Annotated in this window: 15 protein-coding genes and 2 pseudogenes; 10 read left to right on the top strand and 7 right to left on the bottom strand. The window is 43.1% G+C overall.

Features of this window, described 5'->3' with window-relative positions; all coding sequences use genetic code 11:
* Positions 1-595, bottom strand: a 595-nt coding sequence (locus LEP1GSC194_RS05185; RefSeq protein WP_036040806.1) for an IS110 family transposase, incomplete at its 3' end; no start/stop codon positions are given.
* A 663-nt stretch (positions 596-1258) separates the two neighbouring features.
* Between LEP1GSC194_RS05185 and LEP1GSC194_RS05180 the strand changes: the two genes are divergently transcribed.
* From LEP1GSC194_RS05180 to LEP1GSC194_RS05160, 5 genes are read left to right on the top strand one after another with little or no spacing between them, the layout of a single operon-like run.
* On the top strand, positions 1259-1774 hold the full coding sequence (locus LEP1GSC194_RS05180; RefSeq protein ID WP_020772611.1) for an LB099 family protein: 516 nt from the start codon (positions 1259-1261) through the stop codon (positions 1772-1774).
* A gap of 22 nt (positions 1775-1796) precedes the next feature.
* On the top strand, positions 1797-2390 hold the full coding sequence (locus tag LEP1GSC194_RS05175) for a tetratricopeptide repeat protein (RefSeq protein WP_020772619.1): 594 nt from the start codon (positions 1797-1799) through the stop codon (positions 2388-2390).
* 34 nt (positions 2391-2424) lie between these two features.
* Complete coding sequence (locus LEP1GSC194_RS05170; RefSeq protein WP_020772597.1) at positions 2425-3792, top strand: polysaccharide deacetylase family protein; 1368 nt, start codon at positions 2425-2427, stop codon at positions 3790-3792.
* A 44-nt stretch (positions 3793-3836) separates the two neighbouring features.
* Entirely contained in the window at positions 3837-4583 is a 747-nt protein-coding gene (locus tag LEP1GSC194_RS05165; RefSeq protein WP_020772612.1) for a class I SAM-dependent methyltransferase, read from the top strand.
* Positions 4580-6010: a chromate transporter gene (locus LEP1GSC194_RS05160; RefSeq protein WP_020772592.1), complete on the top strand. Its 1431-nt coding sequence runs from the start codon at positions 4580-4582 to the stop codon at positions 6008-6010. The genes LEP1GSC194_RS05165 and LEP1GSC194_RS05160 overlap by 4 nt, the downstream gene beginning before the upstream one ends.
* Here the strand turns inward: LEP1GSC194_RS05160 and LEP1GSC194_RS05155 are convergent.
* Positions 6001-8940, bottom strand: coding sequence for an adenylate/guanylate cyclase domain-containing protein (locus tag LEP1GSC194_RS05155; RefSeq protein ID WP_020772589.1), 2940 nt, complete (start codon positions 8938-8940; stop codon positions 6001-6003). The two genes, LEP1GSC194_RS05160 and LEP1GSC194_RS05155, sit on opposite strands and share 10 nt — an antisense overlap.
* A gap of 186 nt (positions 8941-9126) precedes the next feature.
* On the opposite strand from LEP1GSC194_RS05155, the gene LEP1GSC194_RS05150 reads away from it, so the two are divergent.
* The 3 genes from LEP1GSC194_RS05150 (at position 9127) to LEP1GSC194_RS05140 (ending at position 11943) form a co-directional block, all read left to right on the top strand.
* Positions 9127-11064, top strand: a complete 1938-nt coding sequence (locus tag LEP1GSC194_RS05150) for a long-chain fatty acid--CoA ligase (RefSeq protein WP_020772609.1) — start codon at positions 9127-9129, stop codon at positions 11062-11064.
* 173 nt (positions 11065-11237) lie between these two features.
* Positions 11238-11651, top strand: a complete 414-nt coding sequence (locus tag LEP1GSC194_RS05145; RefSeq protein WP_017807742.1) for a DoxX family membrane protein — start codon at positions 11238-11240, stop codon at positions 11649-11651.
* 52 nt (positions 11652-11703) lie between these two features.
* Positions 11704-11943 (top strand): hypothetical protein, encoded by a 240-nt coding sequence (locus LEP1GSC194_RS05140; protein WP_017807741.1) that lies wholly within the window; start codon positions 11704-11706, stop codon positions 11941-11943.
* 46 nt (positions 11944-11989) lie between these two features.
* On the opposite strand, the gene LEP1GSC194_RS05135 is transcribed toward LEP1GSC194_RS05140, so the two are convergent.
* Positions 11990-13546 carry an NAD(P)/FAD-dependent oxidoreductase gene (locus tag LEP1GSC194_RS05135; protein WP_020772600.1) on the bottom strand — a complete coding sequence of 519 codons (1557 nt, stop codon included), beginning with the start codon at positions 13544-13546 and terminating at the stop codon, positions 11990-11992.
* Positions 13547-13867: 321 nt separating this feature from the next.
* Between LEP1GSC194_RS05135 and LEP1GSC194_RS05130 the strand changes: the two are divergent.
* A pseudogene (locus tag LEP1GSC194_RS05130) lies at positions 13868-14044 on the top strand (transcriptional regulator); the annotation flags it as partial.
* 13 nt (positions 14045-14057) lie between these two features.
* Positions 14058-14348, top strand: a pseudogene (locus LEP1GSC194_RS05125) (SRPBCC domain-containing protein); the annotation flags it as partial.
* Positions 14349-14363: 15 nt separating this feature from the next.
* Here LEP1GSC194_RS05125 and LEP1GSC194_RS22895 read toward each other — a convergent pair.
* The 4 genes from LEP1GSC194_RS22895 to LEP1GSC194_RS05105 form a co-directional block, all read right to left on the bottom strand.
* Positions 14364-14546, bottom strand: coding sequence for a hypothetical protein (locus tag LEP1GSC194_RS22895; protein ID WP_017808508.1), 183 nt, complete (start codon positions 14544-14546; stop codon positions 14364-14366).
* A gap of 153 nt (positions 14547-14699) precedes the next feature.
* Complete coding sequence (locus LEP1GSC194_RS05115; RefSeq protein ID WP_020772608.1) at positions 14700-15293, bottom strand: dihydrofolate reductase family protein; 594 nt, start codon at positions 15291-15293, stop codon at positions 14700-14702.
* Positions 15294-15616: 323 nt separating this feature from the next.
* Positions 15617-16615: a patatin-like phospholipase family protein gene (locus tag LEP1GSC194_RS05110; RefSeq protein ID WP_020772602.1), complete on the bottom strand. Its 999-nt coding sequence runs from the start codon at positions 16613-16615 to the stop codon at positions 15617-15619.
* A 536-nt stretch (positions 16616-17151) separates the two neighbouring features.
* Complete coding sequence (locus LEP1GSC194_RS05105) at positions 17152-18543, bottom strand: sodium:solute symporter family protein (RefSeq protein WP_020772585.1); 1392 nt, start codon at positions 18541-18543, stop codon at positions 17152-17154.
* Positions 18544-18877: the final 334 nt, after the last annotated feature.

Genomic DNA, 18877 nt, shown 5'->3' with positions numbered 1-18877 from the left:
TTAGTTCGACTAAATCTAAAACTTTTAAGATTCGTTCCGCTTCCTTTTTGTATCGATCAGGAAGTAAAGCTACAGAAACTTCTCTGGATGCTTTTGTTCGTAAATGCTTTTTGGTGATTTCAGTCAAACCGGCTTGAGTGAATAAACTGTGAAGTCGATTCTTACCTTGCGTCAGTTGCCTTGTCCAGTTCTCATGCTCTGTACACAATCGCCGATTATCTTCCTCTTCATCCGTGGGAATCGGAACAACCGGTAATTCTTCTATTGGATAACGTTGAATGAGCCTGGCTATTTTTAAACTGTCTTCTTTATCAGTCTTTTTCAAAGATTGATAGATCGTTGCTAAGTCTCCGGGATTCAAGACAATTACTTGAATCCCTTTGTTTAAAATTGATTTTGCAATTCTAAAAGATTGAGAGCCCGCTTCCAGACCTACAATATCATTTAAAGTCAGCCATTTTAATAAACTGCTAATACCGCTTTCCGTTGTACTGAATTGCCGACGTTCGAGCGAGTTCTCCGAATTAATTCGAACAACCTCTAAACTTTTCTTTCCGCAATCAATTCCTACATACTTGATTTCTTGACTGTTCATTTCTTTTCTCCTAAAATGACAGAGGGCGGAAGGTCTTAACAAAGCCGGGTGATATCACCAGCACTCCTATTCGCGGTCGACTTTGTTAAGCCGCCACACTTTGGTTTGCGGTGGCCGATTTAGATTCATCTATGGACCGGGGTCTAAGCCCCAAGAGAGCGATCAATCTGCCATCGGCCTTCTTGACTCCGTCGAATCAAGAATATCACACTTCGAGCTGTCTTACGTCCAAGAATCATACTAATCTATGGATCGCTCGATAGCCCGAATTTTCTCCACGGATTCACGTTTTTTAAGAATAAAAAGTCGCCTAACTCGGCGTTAAACGCAGGATTGGAGCATTTTCATAAATGCGCAGTTTGAACTCAAACTCGATAGCAAACGCCGTTGCTAAACGTAATCCTTCATTTCGCTTATCAGGAAGCGGCAGTTGTATATCCCGAAGTTGCAAGTGATTCGATTGATTCCGGATTTATAAAAGAAGGCAACTTCCGAGAGTAAGTATTCAATTACTTCAGTGTACTTTTGGAGACGATAAATACATTCGAGAAATTCTTTTCAAATTAGGAAAAATGTTTTCAAGTTAACCGTATTGTGGTAAGTATTGTTCTTAAGTTTGGCGAGTTTATACTTTCCAAACAGATTAAATGAGCGTAAAACAATATGGAAATCTACGAAAAAGAAAAACGGAAACTACTTTCAGCATCGACACCGGAGCAGTACATCGAGTTATCAATCAAATCGAAACTGACCGGGCCCAAAAAATCCAGTATCACTTCGGAATGGCTTACATCCACCGGGTATACGATTGACGATATCAAGTACGCAAGAAACCGGCATCCCTTCTGGAGAAAGAAGAGGAATCAAGGTTCTTACGAACGTAACAGCAAACGTCTAGAACAACACAATTATTACCGAACGGACCAGAAGATCGTTTGGGACAAGGACAAGTTAGCGAAGTTCTTTGAACTCAACTCGAAAGGTTTAACCGATCACGAGTTGGCGAGAAACTTTAAAACCTCGATTCCTGCCGTAAATCATATACGCAGAAAGTTTCGATTTGCTTCCGAGCTTCTGAGACTCGACAAACAAAAACCGGCAAAGGGCGGAATTTTGAAACTTTGCAGCCACAGTGAATCGGTCTTAAAGAGATTGATCCGAGAGAAGGAAGAGAAATAAACTTCTTTCGGAGACTTTTAAGATGGTCCCGGATCTTAGATCGAGACTTTTTTCGATTTTTACTTTTTGCCTAACCATTACACTGTTTTCTTTCTGTTCTTCCGAACAGAAGAAAACGGAAGGCCCGGTTTCTCCCCATTTGAATCCCTTTCAACAAGGGAATTCTAAATTCAAGAACGGGGAATTTTTGGAAGCGATCGAGTTTTATTCAAGAGATCTGGACGTAAATCCGGACAATCCGACTTCTCTCAACAACAGAGGACTTGCCAAAAGCAAGTCCGGTAATGAAACGGGAGCGATTTCCGATTACAACCAGGCGATTGAAAAACGAGAAAACTATTCGATCGCTTTCAACAACCGTGGTTGTGCAAAAATGAAAACCTTCGATTATCAAGGTGCGATCGAAGATCTTTCTTCGGCGATTCGATTGAAACCTAATTATGCGAATGCGTTGAATAACCGCGCTTTAGCGAACTGGGCTATAAAAGAACAATCCAACGCTTGTGAAGATTGGAAAAAAGCGGAAACCCTGGGACACGTCGAAGCCGGAAAATCTTTCGCACAATTCTGCACTGGATACACTCCGGGAATCGCTTGCCGGGGAAAGAGGTATTAAAACACTAACCGAAGACTCTTTTCCCGGACCTCTCATGCAAACAAAATTATTTACGACCCGTCCTAAAACGACGATTCTCTTTTACCCTAAGAACCGAACCGAGGACGGAACACAAAAACATAAGAACGTTATGCGAAATTCTTTCGCAACTCTTGTGATTCTTTGTATTCTCGTTCCTTCGATCCTCGCGGCTTCGCCCGTGGACGACTTCCTCAATCCCGAAAAAAAGAAAAAAACAACGGCTCCTAAAAAAGATACGGAACAAAAACGTTCGGAAACTCCGAAGGTTACCGAAAATTCTTCGCAAAAAACCGTTTCTAAAAAAAATTCCAAAAAGAAAAAATACGAAGACGCGCTTCCGACCGTTAAAGACGACACTCCACCTACTCCGAGTTATACGATTCAGGGAGTCGAATCGGTTTCCGGAGGCGGAGTTCCCGTTCTATGTTATCACCACTTAGCCGCCGAAGGCGGACCGATGGGCGGTTACAATCTTCATCCCAATCTTTTGGAAGAACAGTTTCAATTCTTGAAAGCCGCCGGTTACAAAACCGTTCGTCTGGATCAATTTTACGCTTATATCAACGGTAAAAAACCTTCGGACTTTCCGGACAAACCGATCCTTTTGACTTTTGACGACGGCTCCAAAACACATTCGGAAGTTTTGGTTCCCCTGTTGAAGAAATACGGCTTTACCGCCGCCGTCTTTATCTACCCTTCGATCATCTCTTCGGGTAAGAAGTATTACATGACCTGGGATCAGTTAAAAAGCGCTTTGGACAGCGGAGTTCTGGATCTAGGTTCTCATACCTTATATCATCCGAAACTTCCTACGATGAGCCGCGCGTTGATCCGAAAACAACTTTTGGAATCCAAACAAATCTTAGAAACAAAAACCGGCAGAAAGGTAATCGATCTCGCTTATCCTTTCGGTCTTTTCGATCCGAGAGTCATCGAGGAAGCCAAAGCGATCGGTTACAGAATGGCGTTTACGGTCAATCCGGGAAAAAATCTTCCGGGAACTCCCGTTTACAACATTCATAGATCCTTGGTTCCTTGGGGTCAGTCCCAGTCGGCGTTTAACTCCATTTTGACGATGGCTCCTCCTCCTAAAATTTCCATTTCCATTCAGGACGGAGCCTGGGTAAAAACGGGCCAAGAGTTTAAGATCCATCTCGAAGGAGTTCAACCCGAATCGGTAACCATCACGATCAAAAGTAAGAACGTAATCTCGGAAAATTCATCCCCGGATTATACGGTGAAAATTCCGGACTTTTCCAGGAAATCGACCTTTCTTCCTTTGATGGTACAAGCCAAAACAAAAGACGGAAAACAAATCCAGTATCAGTACCTTTTTATCAATCAAAAGGAATTTAAGAAACACCCGGACGGAAGTTTCTAAATTCCGAGTTGAGTTTGCGCGATGATCTCTGAAAGCATGATCGTATGAGTTTCAGAGATCATTTTTCCTCCCACTCCTCTTCTTATTCCGAATTCAGACCGGGTTATCCGAAAGATTTCTTTTTATATCTCAAAAGCCTGGTTCCAAACGGAAAAGTAGTTTGGGACTGCGGAACCGGAACGGGTCAGGCGGCGGTTTCTCTCGCCGAAGTTTTCGACAAAGTCATAGCGAGCGATCCGAGCGCCAATCAAATCGCGAACGCTGAACCTCGTCAGAATGTGGAATACAGAGTCTGCAAAGCCGAAAACTCTACATTAGGAAATCATGAAGTAGATTTGATCACGGTAGCGCAGGCGTTTCACTGGTTCGACTTTGAACCCTTTTACAAAGAGGCGGTGCGAGTCGGCAAAAAAAAAGGAATCCTTGCGATTTGGGGTTACGGTCTACACGGGATCAGTCCGGAAATCGACAAAATCGTGGACAAACTCTACGGAGAAATCGCGGGTTCTTATTGGCCGCCGGAAAGAAAATACGTGGAAGAAAAATACAAAACGATTCCCTTCCCTTTCGAAGAAATTTTTCCGCCCACTTTCAGTATGAAGGAAGAATGGACCGTGGATCAAGTATTGGGTTATCTCAGAACCTGGTCGAGTGTACAAAAATACATTCAAAAAAATGAATCCGATCCCGTACGTCTAGTCGAAATGGAAATTCGAAATTCTTGGGGCGCCGACGAAAGAAGAATCGTGGAATGGCCGCTTTTCTTTAAGTTCGGGAGACTTCCGAGTTGATTCCGTCTTTCGGAGAAGCGCTTCGTTTTTGGTTTCAGCTCGGTTGGTTGAGTTTCGGCGGTCCCGCCGGACAGATCAGCCTTATGCACAAGGCTCTCGTGGAAGAAAAGAAATGGATTTCCGAAGATAGGTTTGCGCACGCGCTCAACTACTGCATGATCCTTCCAGGTCCGGAAGCGCAGCAGCTCGCGACCTATCTGGGATGGATCTTACACGGAACCAAGGGAGGAATTCTCGCGGGTTTGTTGTTTATTCTTCCTTCCGTTTTGATCTTTATCGGAATTAGTACATTCTACTTTTCTTATGGTTCCGTTCCATACGCAGTTTCGTTTTTAAACGGCGTCAAACCTGCGATCCTCGCGATCATTTTACTTGCTTTCGGAAATCTGGTTCTAAAGAGTTTAAAAAGCAACGGGCAAATCCTTTGTTGGATTCTGGCTACGATCGGAATCTTGTTCTTTGAAGTTTCTTATCCGATTCTTCTTTTGTGCTCGGCGTTTTTAGGTGTGGTCGCTTTTTACAATGTTAAACGCAATTCGGACGAGAATGTCGATTTCACCGAACCAGCTCATAAAACGACTCAAAACGAGCAAGGTCGGCCTTCCCAAAATTTCAAACAACGGACATTCATATTCAAAAATGAGAATATTCAAAACACAGATAATTCTTACGAAAGAATGGATTTGCAGACGGTCTTTGACGAAAAACGGATTAGAACTTCTGAAATTTTAAAAAATCTCAGTCGGGTCGGGAGCATCGGTTTGATTCTTTGGGTCCTGCCCTTTCTCGGAATTTTATTCTTATTAAAATCAGAATTCTTGTTTTGGAAAGAAATGATAGTATTCTTTACCAGGACCGCCTTGATCACGTTTGGCGGCGCCTACGCGATTCTTCCCACCGTCGCGGACTTTGCGACCAAACAAGCGGGATGGATCAGCACAAACGAAATGATCGACGGATTGGCTTTCGGTGAAAGTACACCCGGTCCGCTTGTGATGGTTCTTACGTTTATCGGATTTTTAGCGGGAGCTCATCGTTTTGGTTCTATAAGCGCGGGAATATGGAGTCTTCTATTAACCGTTTATTATACCTTTCTTCCCTCCTTTATATTGATTCTGGGAGGCGCGAGTCTCGTGGAGAAAACCAAGGAGTCAGCACTACTCAAAACCGTATTCGGTTATGTGACTGCCTGCGTTTGTGCGGTGATCTTATATCTGGGAATTTTCTTTGCAAAATCGATTTTGCTCAAACCGGAAACTACAATGGGACTTTGGATTCAAAATCCCTTAACGCAAACAAATTGGCTCGTTTTATTTTGGGTCCTACTCAGCGTCCTATTCTTAAAATTCAAAAAAGAATATTCCATTTTTTGGATATTTTTCAGCGGACTTTTTTTCTTAGGAGCCGAGTCCGTTTTTCATTTATGAGTTCTGGTATAAACTCCGTCCCATGTTTTTTCCGGAGGACTGTGTTTGTATTCCTCGCAACGATCGATGAGAAGAACCGCGGCCTTATCTCTGATTCCTCTCGTGATCTGAGAACTTTCGAGCAGTTCCTGAGCTAAGGACCATTCCCGGTTGAGATACGCTTCGAAACCTTTGGAAAATTCGAGCACGGAAGCCTCGACTCTTTCGGGAACGTTATCCGGCTTTCCGATGAGTTCGTAGAGATAAACGGGTTCGTTTTTCCCTTTGACTCGAACCACATCCAAAAGTCTCGTAAAAAATTCGTCCTTGATCTCGTGTTGAACGACCTCGCTGACCAAAATACTGACACCGTAATCCTTACCGGCGGCTTCGAGTCTCGCCGCGAGATTTACCGTGTCTCCCATCATCGTATAAGCCGAAATGGAATCGGTTCCCATAAATCCCACTTTTGCGAGGCCCGTGTTGAGTCCGATCCGAATCTGCATCGCTTGTGCTTCCGGAATATAAGCTTTTTTCCCTTTCCATTCCTGTCTGAGTTTTTCGAGAGTTTCGATCATCTCGACCGAGGCCCGCGCCGCCTTGACACAATGTCCGTCCACTTCCACGGGCGCGTTGAAAATTCCCACAATCGCATCCCCGATGTACTTATCCAAAACCCCCTCGTGTTTTTTCAGGATCAACGTCATCGCCGAAAGATATTCGTTTAACAACGACGCCAATTCTACGGAAGTTAACTTTTCGCTAATATTCGAAAAATCTGCTACATCCGAGAAAAAAGCGGTGATCCTTTTTTCGCTCCCCCGTTTGAGAGCGGCCAAATCGACCATGGCCTCTCGAACTACCACCGGATCGATCATCGTCCCGAGAATGTTTTTGATCTTTTCCCTTTCCTTCAGGCCCGTAACCATGGAATTTAAGGCCACCGTTAGAGTCCCAAATTCGTCCTTACCGCCTTGTTCGAATTGAACTTCCAAATTTCCCTGACCGACTTCCCTGGCGTGAAAGATGATTCGTTTGATCTTTTGAACCACAAAACCCGAAATCAAAATCGCAAATACGAGCGCCGCCGCGCAGATGAGGAAGGCGGTTACGATCGCCGAGTTCTTATTTTTTTGCACCATCTCCAGACCTTCCGTGCGGTCCACGAGAGTCCTTGAAATTCCCGAAAGATTTGCGGATAAGATCGCGGAACTGACCTCGTCTCCCGATTCGGCAAGAAGCGGTTTGGAGTCCAAGTTCCAAAGAATCTCTTCGGCTTCCCCTCTTGAGTTCGCGATGATTCCGTGAGAAATTAATTTTTTGAGTTGAGGGGTCGGCGCTTCGCTTTTACCCGAATAAATCCATTCCCGGATCGCCTTCCATCTTTGTTTGGATAAATTCTGTTCTTTCGGATCTCTCAAATAATCGGAATAAGTTCCCGAATTTTGACTGAACCGCAATACGATCAGATCTTCAAGTCCCGCGTTTCTAAGCTCGCCTAACGCGTCGATGAGAAGGTCCGTCTCGCTTTGAATTGGAAAGGAAACTTCCGTTTTGATCGGATTTTTTTGTTTTCCTATTTTAATTTTTTGCGGGGTTTCCTTAAAATCCTTTTTATCTTCGGAATATTGGTTTCGAAACGTTTCATACCCGGCTTCTCTTTCCGCGATTAGCTTGGAATAACGAACGTAAAGATCGTTGAAAGTTTTATCCTTGAAAGGAGGAAGCGGCGGTTTTTTCGCTTTCAGTTCCTGGATCCTTTTTTTCAAAGGAACGACCAAATCCCGAATCTGCGCCGCGGTGTTTGCGTCCTGTTGCAGATAACGTTTCGCGAAGTCCGGCAATTCCTTTCTAAGCCGGTCGGCTCGTTCAGTGGAACTTTGATTTCTAAAGATCGGAGAATACAAGGTTTGCAGTTCCATCTTACCGATCGTGTACGAATTCTTATCCGTGTCCTGAGAGAAATCCAAAGAAAGAATTTTTGTGATCGAATCCTTCAGATTCAAGTCGATATCCCGTAAAAAAATGTTCGAGTTGATCGAAACGTCCGGTTTAAAAATTTTCGTATCGAAAGAAGGAGTCAGGTTCTCCTTGATCTGATTGGAGATCACCGGAAAAGTCTGAATTCTATACTGAGACATGTTGAGTCCGAGATCTTCGATTTTTTTATGTTGTTTCGGAAGCGCAAGTTCGAGAATGGAATGATCCAGCTGATTTCTGGCTTTTTCGGTTCCGGTTTTCAGATTGTCCAGTCCGTGCTCCAAATCCAGTTTTTCCTTTTCGGAAGTTTTTTCAAGGGAATGCAACTCGTCCAATTTTTGTTTTTGTTCGTTCAGATCCGCTTCCAAAACCGCGACTTGATGTGCGATGTTTTTGAGTTTGGAATACATCGCATCCGAAACGGCAAGGCCGTTCGGATTTTTGAGTAGGGATTTCGTATTCTTTTCGAGTTCGTCGATGTCGGCTTTGGAAAGATAAACGGAATAGTAAGTATCTCTAATGGACGACTTACGTTCTTTTCCCAGAACTCCGAAAAGTTTCGTTTTGAATCCTAAAAAACTGACTTCTTTCGTCTCTTGGGTGACCACTTTCGTTCTATATTTGCGTAACGCTTGGCTTTGCCGTTTGACCCTTTCGCGAAAGGATTCCACTCGGATCAGACTACTGGAAAGATTTTCCAATTCGAGTACCAAGTCCGAAATATAACGTTTGGAAATCGCGGCTTCCTTCTCGTAATTCCGAGTGAGAATTTCGGTCTGTTGATGAACGTCTATCGCGGAAAGGATCATAACCGTAACTGCGATCAAGGTCCCCGTAAAAATGGCAAGTTTGGCTCGGATTCCCAGGTAAAAAAGATTCTTAAAGTCGATAAGAAACTCGAACTTTTGCCCGATCTTTTTGAGGAGAGAGTTCGTTTTTGATTCTTCCGGTCGGATTTGATTTGTAACCACTTGCGGCGTCCTTCTTATCGTACTGTTCTCGGCATTTTAAAAAACCTCAAACTGTCGAGTTACGAAATTGATCTTTGAGTATAATGAATTTTCGCGGAGCGGTAAATTCGATTTTTTAGAAAGGAATGAATCGAGATTCAAAAATTTTCTCGACTGAATGAAAGGTTTTCATAAAATTCTACCGCTATGAAAACCGCTAATATCCCCAAAATCCAATCCAGAACCTTGTACAACGTCATGAAAGCTTCCGCGGAAGCCTTTGCAGATTCGACGGCGCAATACTACAAACCGGACGGTAAAAATTATCAAGCGAACAGTTTCAAAAATCTTTATGAAACCGTGGAGCAGATCGGTTGCGGACTGATTTCTTTAAGATTGGAACCCGGAACTCCGATCGGTTTGATCGCGGATTCGGGCGCGCGTTGGCTCTGGTGTAGTATGGGAATCACGAACGTCGGTTGTGTGGACGTTCCGAGAGGAACGGATTCCACTGCAGACGATCTTCGTTATATTCTCAATCACGCGGAATGTTCGATCGCGTTTTTGGAAAACGAAGTCGCTTTAAAAAAAGTATTGGGTCGAAAGTCGGAGTTTCCCCATCTCAAAAAAATAGTTTTATTCGATCAAAAAGGTCCTCTTTCCGACACGGAACCTTTCGAAATCATTTTGTTAAACGACTTAATCCAAAAAGGAAAAACCTGGATCCAGGACAAGGGAAAGGACGAGTTTCACAAAAGAGGTTCCGCGATCCGGGAAGACGATCTTGCTACGATCGTTTATACTTCCGGAACCACGGGAAAACCCAAAGGTGTCATGCTGACCCACAAGAACATAGTGTTTAACGTGGACAGCGCTCTGCAGGGGGAAGATCTGAACGTGTATCCGACCGATAGAAGTATGGCGTATCTTCCTCCCTGGCATATCGCGGAAAGATTGGTCGAAACGGTTTGTATCCGAGCGGGAGGCGCGGAAGCGTTCACTTCCATATCCACCTTGAGTCAGGATCTTTCTGATATTAAACCGACATTGCTTCTTTCGGTTCCCCGAGTTTGGGAAAGCCTTTACAACAAGATTCACGATAAGGCGAGAAACGCATCCCCCGTTCAACAGGCGCTATTCGGAGCGTTTAAGGAAATAGCGATCACATATTATAAACATATTTCCAGATTGCAAGGTTTGGAATATTCTTTAACGGAACAATCCACGTTCGCTTCCTTGTGGCAAAAATTGATTTCACTTTGGATCGCAATTCTTCTCTGGATTCCGAATCAAATCGCACAACTCGCTTTTAAAAAGATCAAACAGGGTTTAGGCGGAGAATTGAGATTCGCACTTTCCGGAGCCGGAGCTTTACCCCAGTATATAGACACGTTCTTCAATGCGATCGGGATTCCGATCTTGGAAGGTTACGGAATGACCGAGTTATCCGGCATTTCAACGAGACGAATTCTCGGAGAAATCACCGTCGGAACTCTCGGACGTTGTATTCCAGGAGTTCAGATCAAACTGATGGACGAAAAAGGAAAGGAAATCACGAAACCCGGTATCAAAGGAATCGCTTGGCATAAGGGTGATCACGTAATGAAGGGTTATTACAAGGAACCGGAAAAAACGAAGGATATTTTGAGTTCGGACGGATGGTTGAATTCGGGGGATCTTTTAGCTTGGACGACTTCGGGAGAATTAAAATATTCGGGAAGGGCCAAGGATACGATCGTTCTTTTAGGCGGGGAGAATTTAGAACCCGAACCGATCGAGTTTGCGCTCGTTCGAAGCCGGTTCATTCATCAAGCGATGGTGGTCGGACACGATCAGAAAACGTTAGGAGCCTTGATCGTTCCGGACGAAGAGGTCTTGGAAAAATATCTAAAGGAACTTAAGTCCAAAATGTTAAGCGAAGTGGGAAATCTAAACGGAGATCCGGACGTTCTCGCAATTTTTAAGAACGAAATCAAAAGTCTGGTTTCGAGCGAAAACGGTTTTAAGAATTTCGAAAAGGTTTCGAGTTTTAGAATTCTTGAAAAAAAATTCGAGCCCGGAGACGAACTCACTCAAACGATGAAAATCAAACGAAACGTAGTGGCGGATAAGTATAAAAAAGAGATCGATGAAATGTATCGGTAAACTTGTCCTCGTCTTTTTAAAAAAAGAGCGATGTGTTTCGAAAGGATAGCCCGTTGTGAAGCCGATCGGTTTTCGGGTTTTTTTATGTGAGGAATTGGAATAAACTCGTAGGAAGGTGTAACCGTTTTTGACTTCGATGCGAAGAAGCCCAAGAATCCCGAGGAGAAACCTTCTTGTCTACATCCGACTCTTCTAAAAAGAAAATTTTTTTATACTGTCTGCGTACGATCGTCGCATTGATTTTTTTACAAACTCTCTTTTACAAATTTACGGGAGCTTCCGAGTCGGTCGCGATTTTTTCCAAACTCGGGATGGAACCTTGGGGAAGAATCGGAACCGGAATTTTGGAACTTATCGTCTCGATCCTTTTGTTTGTTCCGGGTTGGAATTGGTTCGGTTCCTTGCTCGGGCTCGGACTCATGTCGGGCGCCGTTTTTTCCCATTTATTCGTAATCGGAATCGAACAGGAAAACGACGGGGGATTGTTATTCTTTCTGGCTCTGGGAAACGCTCTTATCTGCGTCGTACTTCTTTGCTTGGAAAGGAAAACCGTAACGGCCGTTCTGCGGAAACAAATTCAAAAATAAGCTTTCCTAGAATTTCAAACCGGTTAAACTTCTCTAAAAGAAGGAGGGTTTTATGGGGGAAGAACAGGCAAAAATTCACGCGTTGAATAAGATCGTTTCCATCATTGACGAAAAAGCTTCCATTTACAAAAACGAAAGAAAGTCCATGCCTTCCGCACGCGCAATCGCCGAGAAAAAATTGATTCTCGATCTGATCGACGACGGTATGAAACTCGCCAAAACGATTCAGCCGAAACCGACGGACCTGATTCAGGATCTGGAAAAACTCAACAACCAATTTATGAATTTTTAATATTATAAAAATAGAATCTGAAAATTATTCTAAAAGGAAAACGCTTCTACTCTTTTGCTAAAACGCAGGCATTCGCGGATCGAATTCCGTCCATCGCCGCGGATACGATTCCTCCCGCGTAACCCGCGCCTTCTCCACAAGGATAAAGTCCTTGGATTCGAACGTGTTGTAAGGTTTTAGAATTCCTCGGTATACAAACGGGCGAAGAAGTTCTCGTCTCGGGAGCGTGAACGACCGCCTCGTTCGTTAGATAACCTTTCATAGAACGATCGAATTCCTGAAAACCTTTCCGCAAGGATTGATAAACGAAGTGCGGGAGAACATCGCCTAACGCAACCGAGGTGATCCCGGGAGTGTAGGAGGTCTTGGGAAGTTCGGAAGATATTTTTCCTTGAACGAAGTCCGTTAGCTTTTGCGCCGGAGCCTTTTGCGTGCGTCCTCCCGCAATCCAAGCCTTTCGTTCGATCTCTTTTTGAAACTCCATCGCTGCGAGAGGGCCGTATTTGGAAAAAGGTTTGAAGTCTTCCATTCTCAACTCGACAACAATTCCGGAATTTGCGGAAGGTCTCGCCCTTTTTGAAGAAGACCAACCGTTTGTGACGATCTCTTCCGGTTTTGTGGCGCAGGCCGCGATCACCCCTCCCGGACACATACAAAAAGAATATACACCTCTTCCATCCACTTGTTTTACGATACCGTAAGGAGAAGGCGGAAGATAAGGACTTCTCACTTCACATCCGTACTGAATGGAATCGATCAGAGATTGGCGATGTTCCACCCGAACGCCTACCGCGATCGGCTTGAGTTCGAGTTCGATTCCTTTTTGATGTAATAACTCGAAGATGTCCCTCGCAGAATGTCCGGCGGCAAGAATTACATTTTTTGCATGTATTTTATCTCCGTCTTTCGTAATGACTCCTCGAATGGAACTTCCGTTTAATAGAAAATCGGTCACCCTTTTTTCAAAGCGGACCTCTCCGCCCGTTTCCAAAATTTTTTCTCGGATGTTTTTTACGATTTTTGGAAGTTTATTGGTTCCTATATGGGGATGAGCTTCTACGAGAATGTCTCTGTTTGCGCCGAATGCCACGAGCATTTCGAGAATCTGACGAACGTTCCCTCTTTTTTTGGATCTCGTATAAAGTTTTCCGTCCGAGTATGTTCCGGCTCCGCCTTCTCCGAAACAATAGTTCGAATCTTCGTTTACGTTATGATGAATGTTTATTTCTTTCAAGTCGAAGGGACGTTTCATCACGTCCTTACCCCTTTCCAAAAGAATCGGCTTGAATCCGGATAAGATCAGTTGAAGAGATGCAAAAAGACCTGCCGGTCCTGCGCCGACTACGATGACCTCCTCTGCGTTAGACACATCGGGAAAATCCGGTAATACGATCCGCGTTTCGACAAAATCTTCCCGGATAAAAACCAAAACCTTGAGATTGTAGTAGACCGTTTTTTGTCTTGCGTCTATAGAACGATTCAAAACTTCAATATGACGAATTTCTTGCGCGTTGATCTTTAAATTTTTAGAAACATACGTTTTGAGCGCCTCGTCCTGACCCGCTATCTCCGGAACGACGCGAAGCTGAAGTTCTTGTATCATAAATACACTTGTTTTTAAGAAAAGCGTCTAAGAACAATCGTAATTTCCAGGTCGTATTTTTATATTTTGAATCTTTCCGACAGCAGAGAAAGAAGTTATCTACATTTTAACAAAGCTTTGCTGCAAATACCGGCCGCAACTTAACGGGGTTTACGCTTGGAAGAAAACTTTCATTGATTTGAGGCGATTTATGTTGTCTTCCGAGTCTCTAAACGGTCCTTAACTATCGGAAATCCGATTTTTATATCTTATAACGGTTTTGGATATTTCTTTTTGGCTTACTTTTGATTTCGACTTTTTTGAATGCCGAGAACTTTCACGGAGGTTCTTCAGATGAAGAAGGAGGCACAAAAACGTATCTATAGTCTTAATAACTCGGGAATTAATGAAATGGAAGATTGGTTACTGGATATTAAGAATCTATGGAACAAGCGCTTAGATAATTTGGATAAATATATCTTAAAAATAAAAAAGGAGAAATCCCGTGATAAAAAATAACGTCGAGACAATCATCATGCATGGCCCTGATGGACACGACTATAAAAACAGGATTCAATTTATAGACATTAAGAAACCTCATTACATTTACTATAAACATCTTGGCGACGGTGAAGGCGCTAAGGATGTTGATTTTCAATCGAAAATTATGTTTGAGGAAGCCGGTGAAGGTGCAAACCTAACAATGGAACAGATTTTCCCAAACAAAGAAGAACTTGAAAGAGTTAATAGAAAATACGGCGCAATTGAAGGTGGTAAACAACATGTTGGCAACCTTGGCAAATACTTGGAGACACTTAGATAGGAACAAACGGAGAATTCAACGAATGGTGTTATCGGCGTTGTCAGCAATCCTGTGTAAGTTTGAACTATGAAATTTTTCAACAACTCTAATATCTAATTTATCATATTCAGGCGTATTTTTCTTTGCATCCCAAAGTCCTTCCATTTCTTTGAGGCCAAAATCGTAATCCTTTTTAGATTTTATTGGTTTAATTTCCATTGAAATATCCCAGCAACATTGTTAGCGGTTCGCACTTTTCGTCGTCAAGTTATTGCACGTATATCACCACCTCTAGCATCTTTAAAAAGTTGGTAGTGCAGTCTTGGTTCGGCCTTCCATCCGCATGATGAAACAATCTCATTTTATTTCTCTCTAAACCCCAACAGTATCTGTTTTGACTTTTCCGGCTCGCTTGTAATTGGCGATAATCACTCCACTTGGTGTAACGGAACTCTCTATCAATGTAAATGCCGCCGGGTTGGTCCCATCACCAAACAAACGTTTGCCCGTGCCGAGCGTAACGGGAAATATTTTAAGCCATAGTTCATCCACTAAATCACTCTTAAGTAGCAGCTGAACGAGTTTACCACTACCCCAAACTTGAATGTCCGAACCTTCTGAATTTTTGAGTTTTTCGATATCTGCCAAACTTTCGACGAATACTGAGTTTTTCCAATCCGACTTTTTCATGGTCTTGGACATGACGTATTTTGTGCCATCGTTGATGCCAGGCCAAAAGTCTGCATGTTCAGGCCAGTAATCGGCCCAAATCTCAAATGTTTCTCTACCCAAAAGATAATCTGCAGGTTTCATCTGTCTTTCCATGACCTTACGAGAAACTTCGTCAAAATATGGTGCAGTCCAACCGCCATATTTGAAACCGCCCGACGTATCTTCCTCGGGTCCACCGGGCGCTTGCATGACTCCATCTAATGAAATAAATGATAAAACAATTATTTTTCTCATCTTATTCACCTCCTCTAATAATTTATAAAAGCTTTGAATGAAGGTCAATTACTACTCAGTCGTATAAATAGGATGCCGATTGAGAAAAAAGAATGATCGAACGAGTTTAGCATCGGCTTTAATAATCTGGCCTAATCTGTTTCGAAAAAGTTCACTTTGATTCCGGTGTTTCGAGGTTTCTTCTGGTTTCATTTTCGTTATTCATCATTTTAATCTTTTTCAGGAACGAATAAGCAGGAGTTCCCACATTTTCAGATTTCGGGACAAAACCATTCGGCAAAAACGAAAACAAGCGGCGCAATCTACGCAAAAATATTCCAACATTACCGAAACGAAGAAACCGCCTTCACCCAATCTCTTTTAAGATATTCAAAGATTTTGTCCTTATTCAACCGAGCGTCTTGTTTCCCGAGTTCATAGGCCCCTCGTACGCCGACCGGATCCGTATAATCAAAGGAAGTGATCGGTAAAGGTTCCGAAGGAGATTGCAAAAAACATCTTTCTAAAAGTTTCGGATCTTTCCCGACGATTGTGGTCGGTTCGTAATAAATCCCGATCGTCTTTTTGTCCGGAGGAAAGGCTTCCAGAAGAAGATTGTTGGTAAGACCTCCGTCGAAATAATATTCCTTATCAAGGCTCTGAACGGAAACAACGGGAGGTACGGAAGAGGAATTGAGAATGATCTGTTCCACGGTATTTTCATCCTCGAAATCTTTTTCCGTAAATAAGACTTCTTTCATATTCCAATTTCTGAGTACTCTTTGCATTCTTTCCGTATTCAAGCCGCGTTTCCTATCTCTTTCGTCCTCTAAAAACGCCTTAGCGGTTTCAGCGATTGATCTTGCTAACCTGAACTTATTCTTTAAAGAGTCTTCCTTAGGAATCGCCCTCAAAGTATGGATGAATACCTTGGTACCGGATTTAATGATCTTCTGAAAGTCCATTCCGAATCGAATCGTCTTACGATACATTTCTTCGTGTGGAAACATCCGTTCGCCCTTGAAAAGACGACTGAAATAAAAATTCGCGGGATTTTTTCGAACTATGTTTTCAAAAAAGGAAACACATTCTTCTTCGTCGCCGCAAATCAAGCAGAGCGCCATCGCGGCTCCCGCAGACACTCCGGAAACTTCTCTAAATTTTAATCCCCAGGATTTCAATTCATGACCGAAACCCAATCCGTAAAACGCCTTACAACCTCCGCCCGCAATCGCAAGACAGATTTCGTTTTCAAGCCAAAGACCTTGAAAGGCTTCGCTCAATCTGGATTGTGCTTCTTGAGTTCTTTCAAACGCAGTGGAATCATCTAAAACGGGAGCCATTCATATCTCCGAAATCGTATTTTGTCATTTTCAGACGCCTAACACTTCTTTGGAAAGAAATTATCAAGATCCGATGATTCATCGTATAAGCTTTTTTAAACGTTCGAAAAAAAATGTTTAAAACGTCCTTCAAATATACGCTACTCATAACTGCAAAAAATCGCATTAACCTCAGAAAACCGACTCCTAACAAACTAACTCGAGACTGGCGTTCCTGCGCTTGTATAAGTCGTACAACAAAATCAAAATGGAAAAGCGCAGGCCGGGCTCTCCGCTTCGGTCAAGTTATTGCGTCTAACCGAAAACATTCAATTTCCGTAATTCCAATAACTTGACCCCGCATCGATCCCTAACGCTGCGCCCTGAAACGCGATCCATAGAGAGCGTTTCAGCGAACGAGCAGCGGAGCATTACCGAGCGATCCGTAGAGAGCGAGGTTGAGTTTCGCGTCGCGAGTCGCTCACAACGTAGTTGTGAAATCAACGCGATCCATAGAGCGTTTCACCTGAGTTTCAATTTTGAAGATTCAAAATACTTTATGTTCGTTCTTTAAATCCGAAACCGTGTTTTTCCAAAAAATCGCCGAACAACAATCCGAGCCAGCTCGAAATCAATCCGGGAATCGAAGCCGGAACTTCCAAAGAAAGTATATTACAAAAAAGCCATGCGCCAAAACCCGTAACCATGGAAAATACGGCTCCGGTCGAAGTGGAATTCTTTCGAAAAAGTCCCGCCACAAGCGGAACGAATAGGGAAACAAGGCTCAAAGCGGAAGCCTGAGAAACAAGTTCGTAAATATTACTTTTAGTGTTCGCCATAGAAAGAGAAACTAACGTGATCGCCACGACGGAAATTCTTAAAATTACAAGCAGCGTTTTCTCATTCGGATTTTTGACAAAAGGACGAACCACGTTCTCCCCTAAAACCGACGCGGAAGCGAGTATCGCCCCGCTCGCCGTACTCATCACCGCGGATAACAAGGCACCGAAAAATAGGATCTGCGTAAAAAGCCCCGTATGAGCCAATACCGTTTTCGGAAGAATCATCTGCGCGTCTTCTCTCGCAATTTCCGGATATATTTTTCTCGCACAAAGAACCGCGAGTAACGGCAAAAGCGCCACACTTAAGTAAAAGAAAGAACTCAATAAAGAGGAATAGACCGCGACTTTTTCCGATTTGGAAGCCATCACTCTTTGAAAGATATCTTGCTGCGGAATCGATCCGAGTCCGATCGTCATCCAAGCAGCGACGTAAGTAAGAATACTTTTGGAATTCATCTCCGGAAAAAATCTAAAAAAACCCGGCTTAACGGAAGAAAGCACCGCGCTTAGACCGCCGGCTTTCGAACCGAGATCCCAAACTAAATAAGCAAGTCCTAATACGATAAGAATGGTTTGTAAAAAATCGGTGAGGGATATCGCCCACATTCCGCCGATTACCGTGTAGATCAAAACGACTCCGGCTCCCGCAAAAATTCCTGTCGATACGGGAAGATCCGCTAAAGAATGAAAAATAATTCCCAAAGCGACAAACTGGGCGGCGATCCAACCGAAATAAGAGGGAATCATAAAAACACTCGAAAGGATTTCCGCCCTCCTTCCGAATCGATTCCTATAAAAATCCCCGAAGGTAAGAATGTTCATACGATAGAGAGGTCTTGCAAAAAAAAGCCCTACAAGAAACAGACAAAGGGCCGCTCCGAACGGATCTTCAATGACTCCGAGAACTCCGTCCTCCACAAAACGGGATGACGCTCCGAGCAAAGTCTCCGAACCGAACCAAGTCGCAAACAAGGCTGAAGAAGCAAGAAACAAAGGTAATCTTCTACCCGCAAGAATGTAATCTTTAGAATCTCCTACAAATCGGGAAGCCACAGCCCCGATGAGAATCGTCGTAAGCAGATAAAGAATGACAGATATTCCTAACAATGGATTTCCTTCGATGTATCCTTTCCTATGATTTTCCTAGAAAGGCAATTTAAATCCGTAAAGACGACAAGAATTTCGGACATTGGATTCTCCCGCATTTTTTCACGGACTAAAAGCGTAACGTCGTTCTTCAAAACAAATCGGAATCCAAAAAATCAAAGCCTTTTTTAAAATCAATACAAAGTCTCTTTTGCGATCAGCGGTTCTAATAAGATATTATTTCATTTGGAAATATTTTATTTCTTATATAAGAAGGATTTTCAAAATTAAAATAACGTGAATCTTGGAAAAAGTTCGGGCATGTCGAGCGATCCATAGAAAGGCATCTGCCTTA

The sequence above is a fragment of the Leptospira alstonii serovar Sichuan str. 79601 genome (genome assembly GCF_000347175.1).
Lineage (GTDB): Bacteria > Spirochaetota > Leptospiria > Leptospirales > Leptospiraceae > Leptospira > Leptospira alstonii.
The sequence above is the reverse complement of the archived record's forward strand: the minus strand, read 5'-3'. Positions and strand labels throughout refer to the sequence as shown.

Bases quoted from the DNA above. Each gene is read 5' to 3' on its own strand.
- LEP1GSC194_RS05180 (WP_020772611.1), top strand. From the start codon at position 1,259: ATGGAAATCTACGAAAAAGAAAAACGGAAACTACTTTCAGCATCGACA.
- LEP1GSC194_RS05175 (WP_020772619.1), top strand. From the start codon at position 1,797: ATGGTCCCGGATCTTAGATCGAGACTTTTTTCGATTTTTACTTTTTGC.
- LEP1GSC194_RS05170 (WP_020772597.1), top strand. From the start codon at position 2,425: ATGCAAACAAAATTATTTACGACCCGTCCTAAAACGACGATTCTCTTT.
- LEP1GSC194_RS05165 (WP_020772612.1), top strand. From the start codon at position 3,837: ATGAGTTTCAGAGATCATTTTTCCTCCCACTCCTCTTCTTATTCCGAA.
- LEP1GSC194_RS05150 (WP_020772609.1), top strand. From the start codon at position 9,127: ATGAAAACCGCTAATATCCCCAAAATCCAATCCAGAACCTTGTACAAC.
- LEP1GSC194_RS05140 (WP_017807741.1), top strand. From the start codon at position 11,704: ATGGGGGAAGAACAGGCAAAAATTCACGCGTTGAATAAGATCGTTTCC.
- LEP1GSC194_RS05135 (WP_020772600.1), bottom strand. From the start codon at position 13,546: ATGATACAAGAACTTCAGCTTCGCGTCGTTCCGGAGATAGCGGGTCAG.
- LEP1GSC194_RS22895 (WP_017808508.1), bottom strand. From the start codon at position 14,546: ATGGAAATTAAACCAATAAAATCTAAAAAGGATTACGATTTTGGCCTC.
- LEP1GSC194_RS05115 (WP_020772608.1), bottom strand. From the start codon at position 15,293: ATGAGAAAAATAATTGTTTTATCATTTATTTCATTAGATGGAGTCATG.
- LEP1GSC194_RS05110 (WP_020772602.1), bottom strand. From the start codon at position 16,615: ATGGCTCCCGTTTTAGATGATTCCACTGCGTTTGAAAGAACTCAAGAA.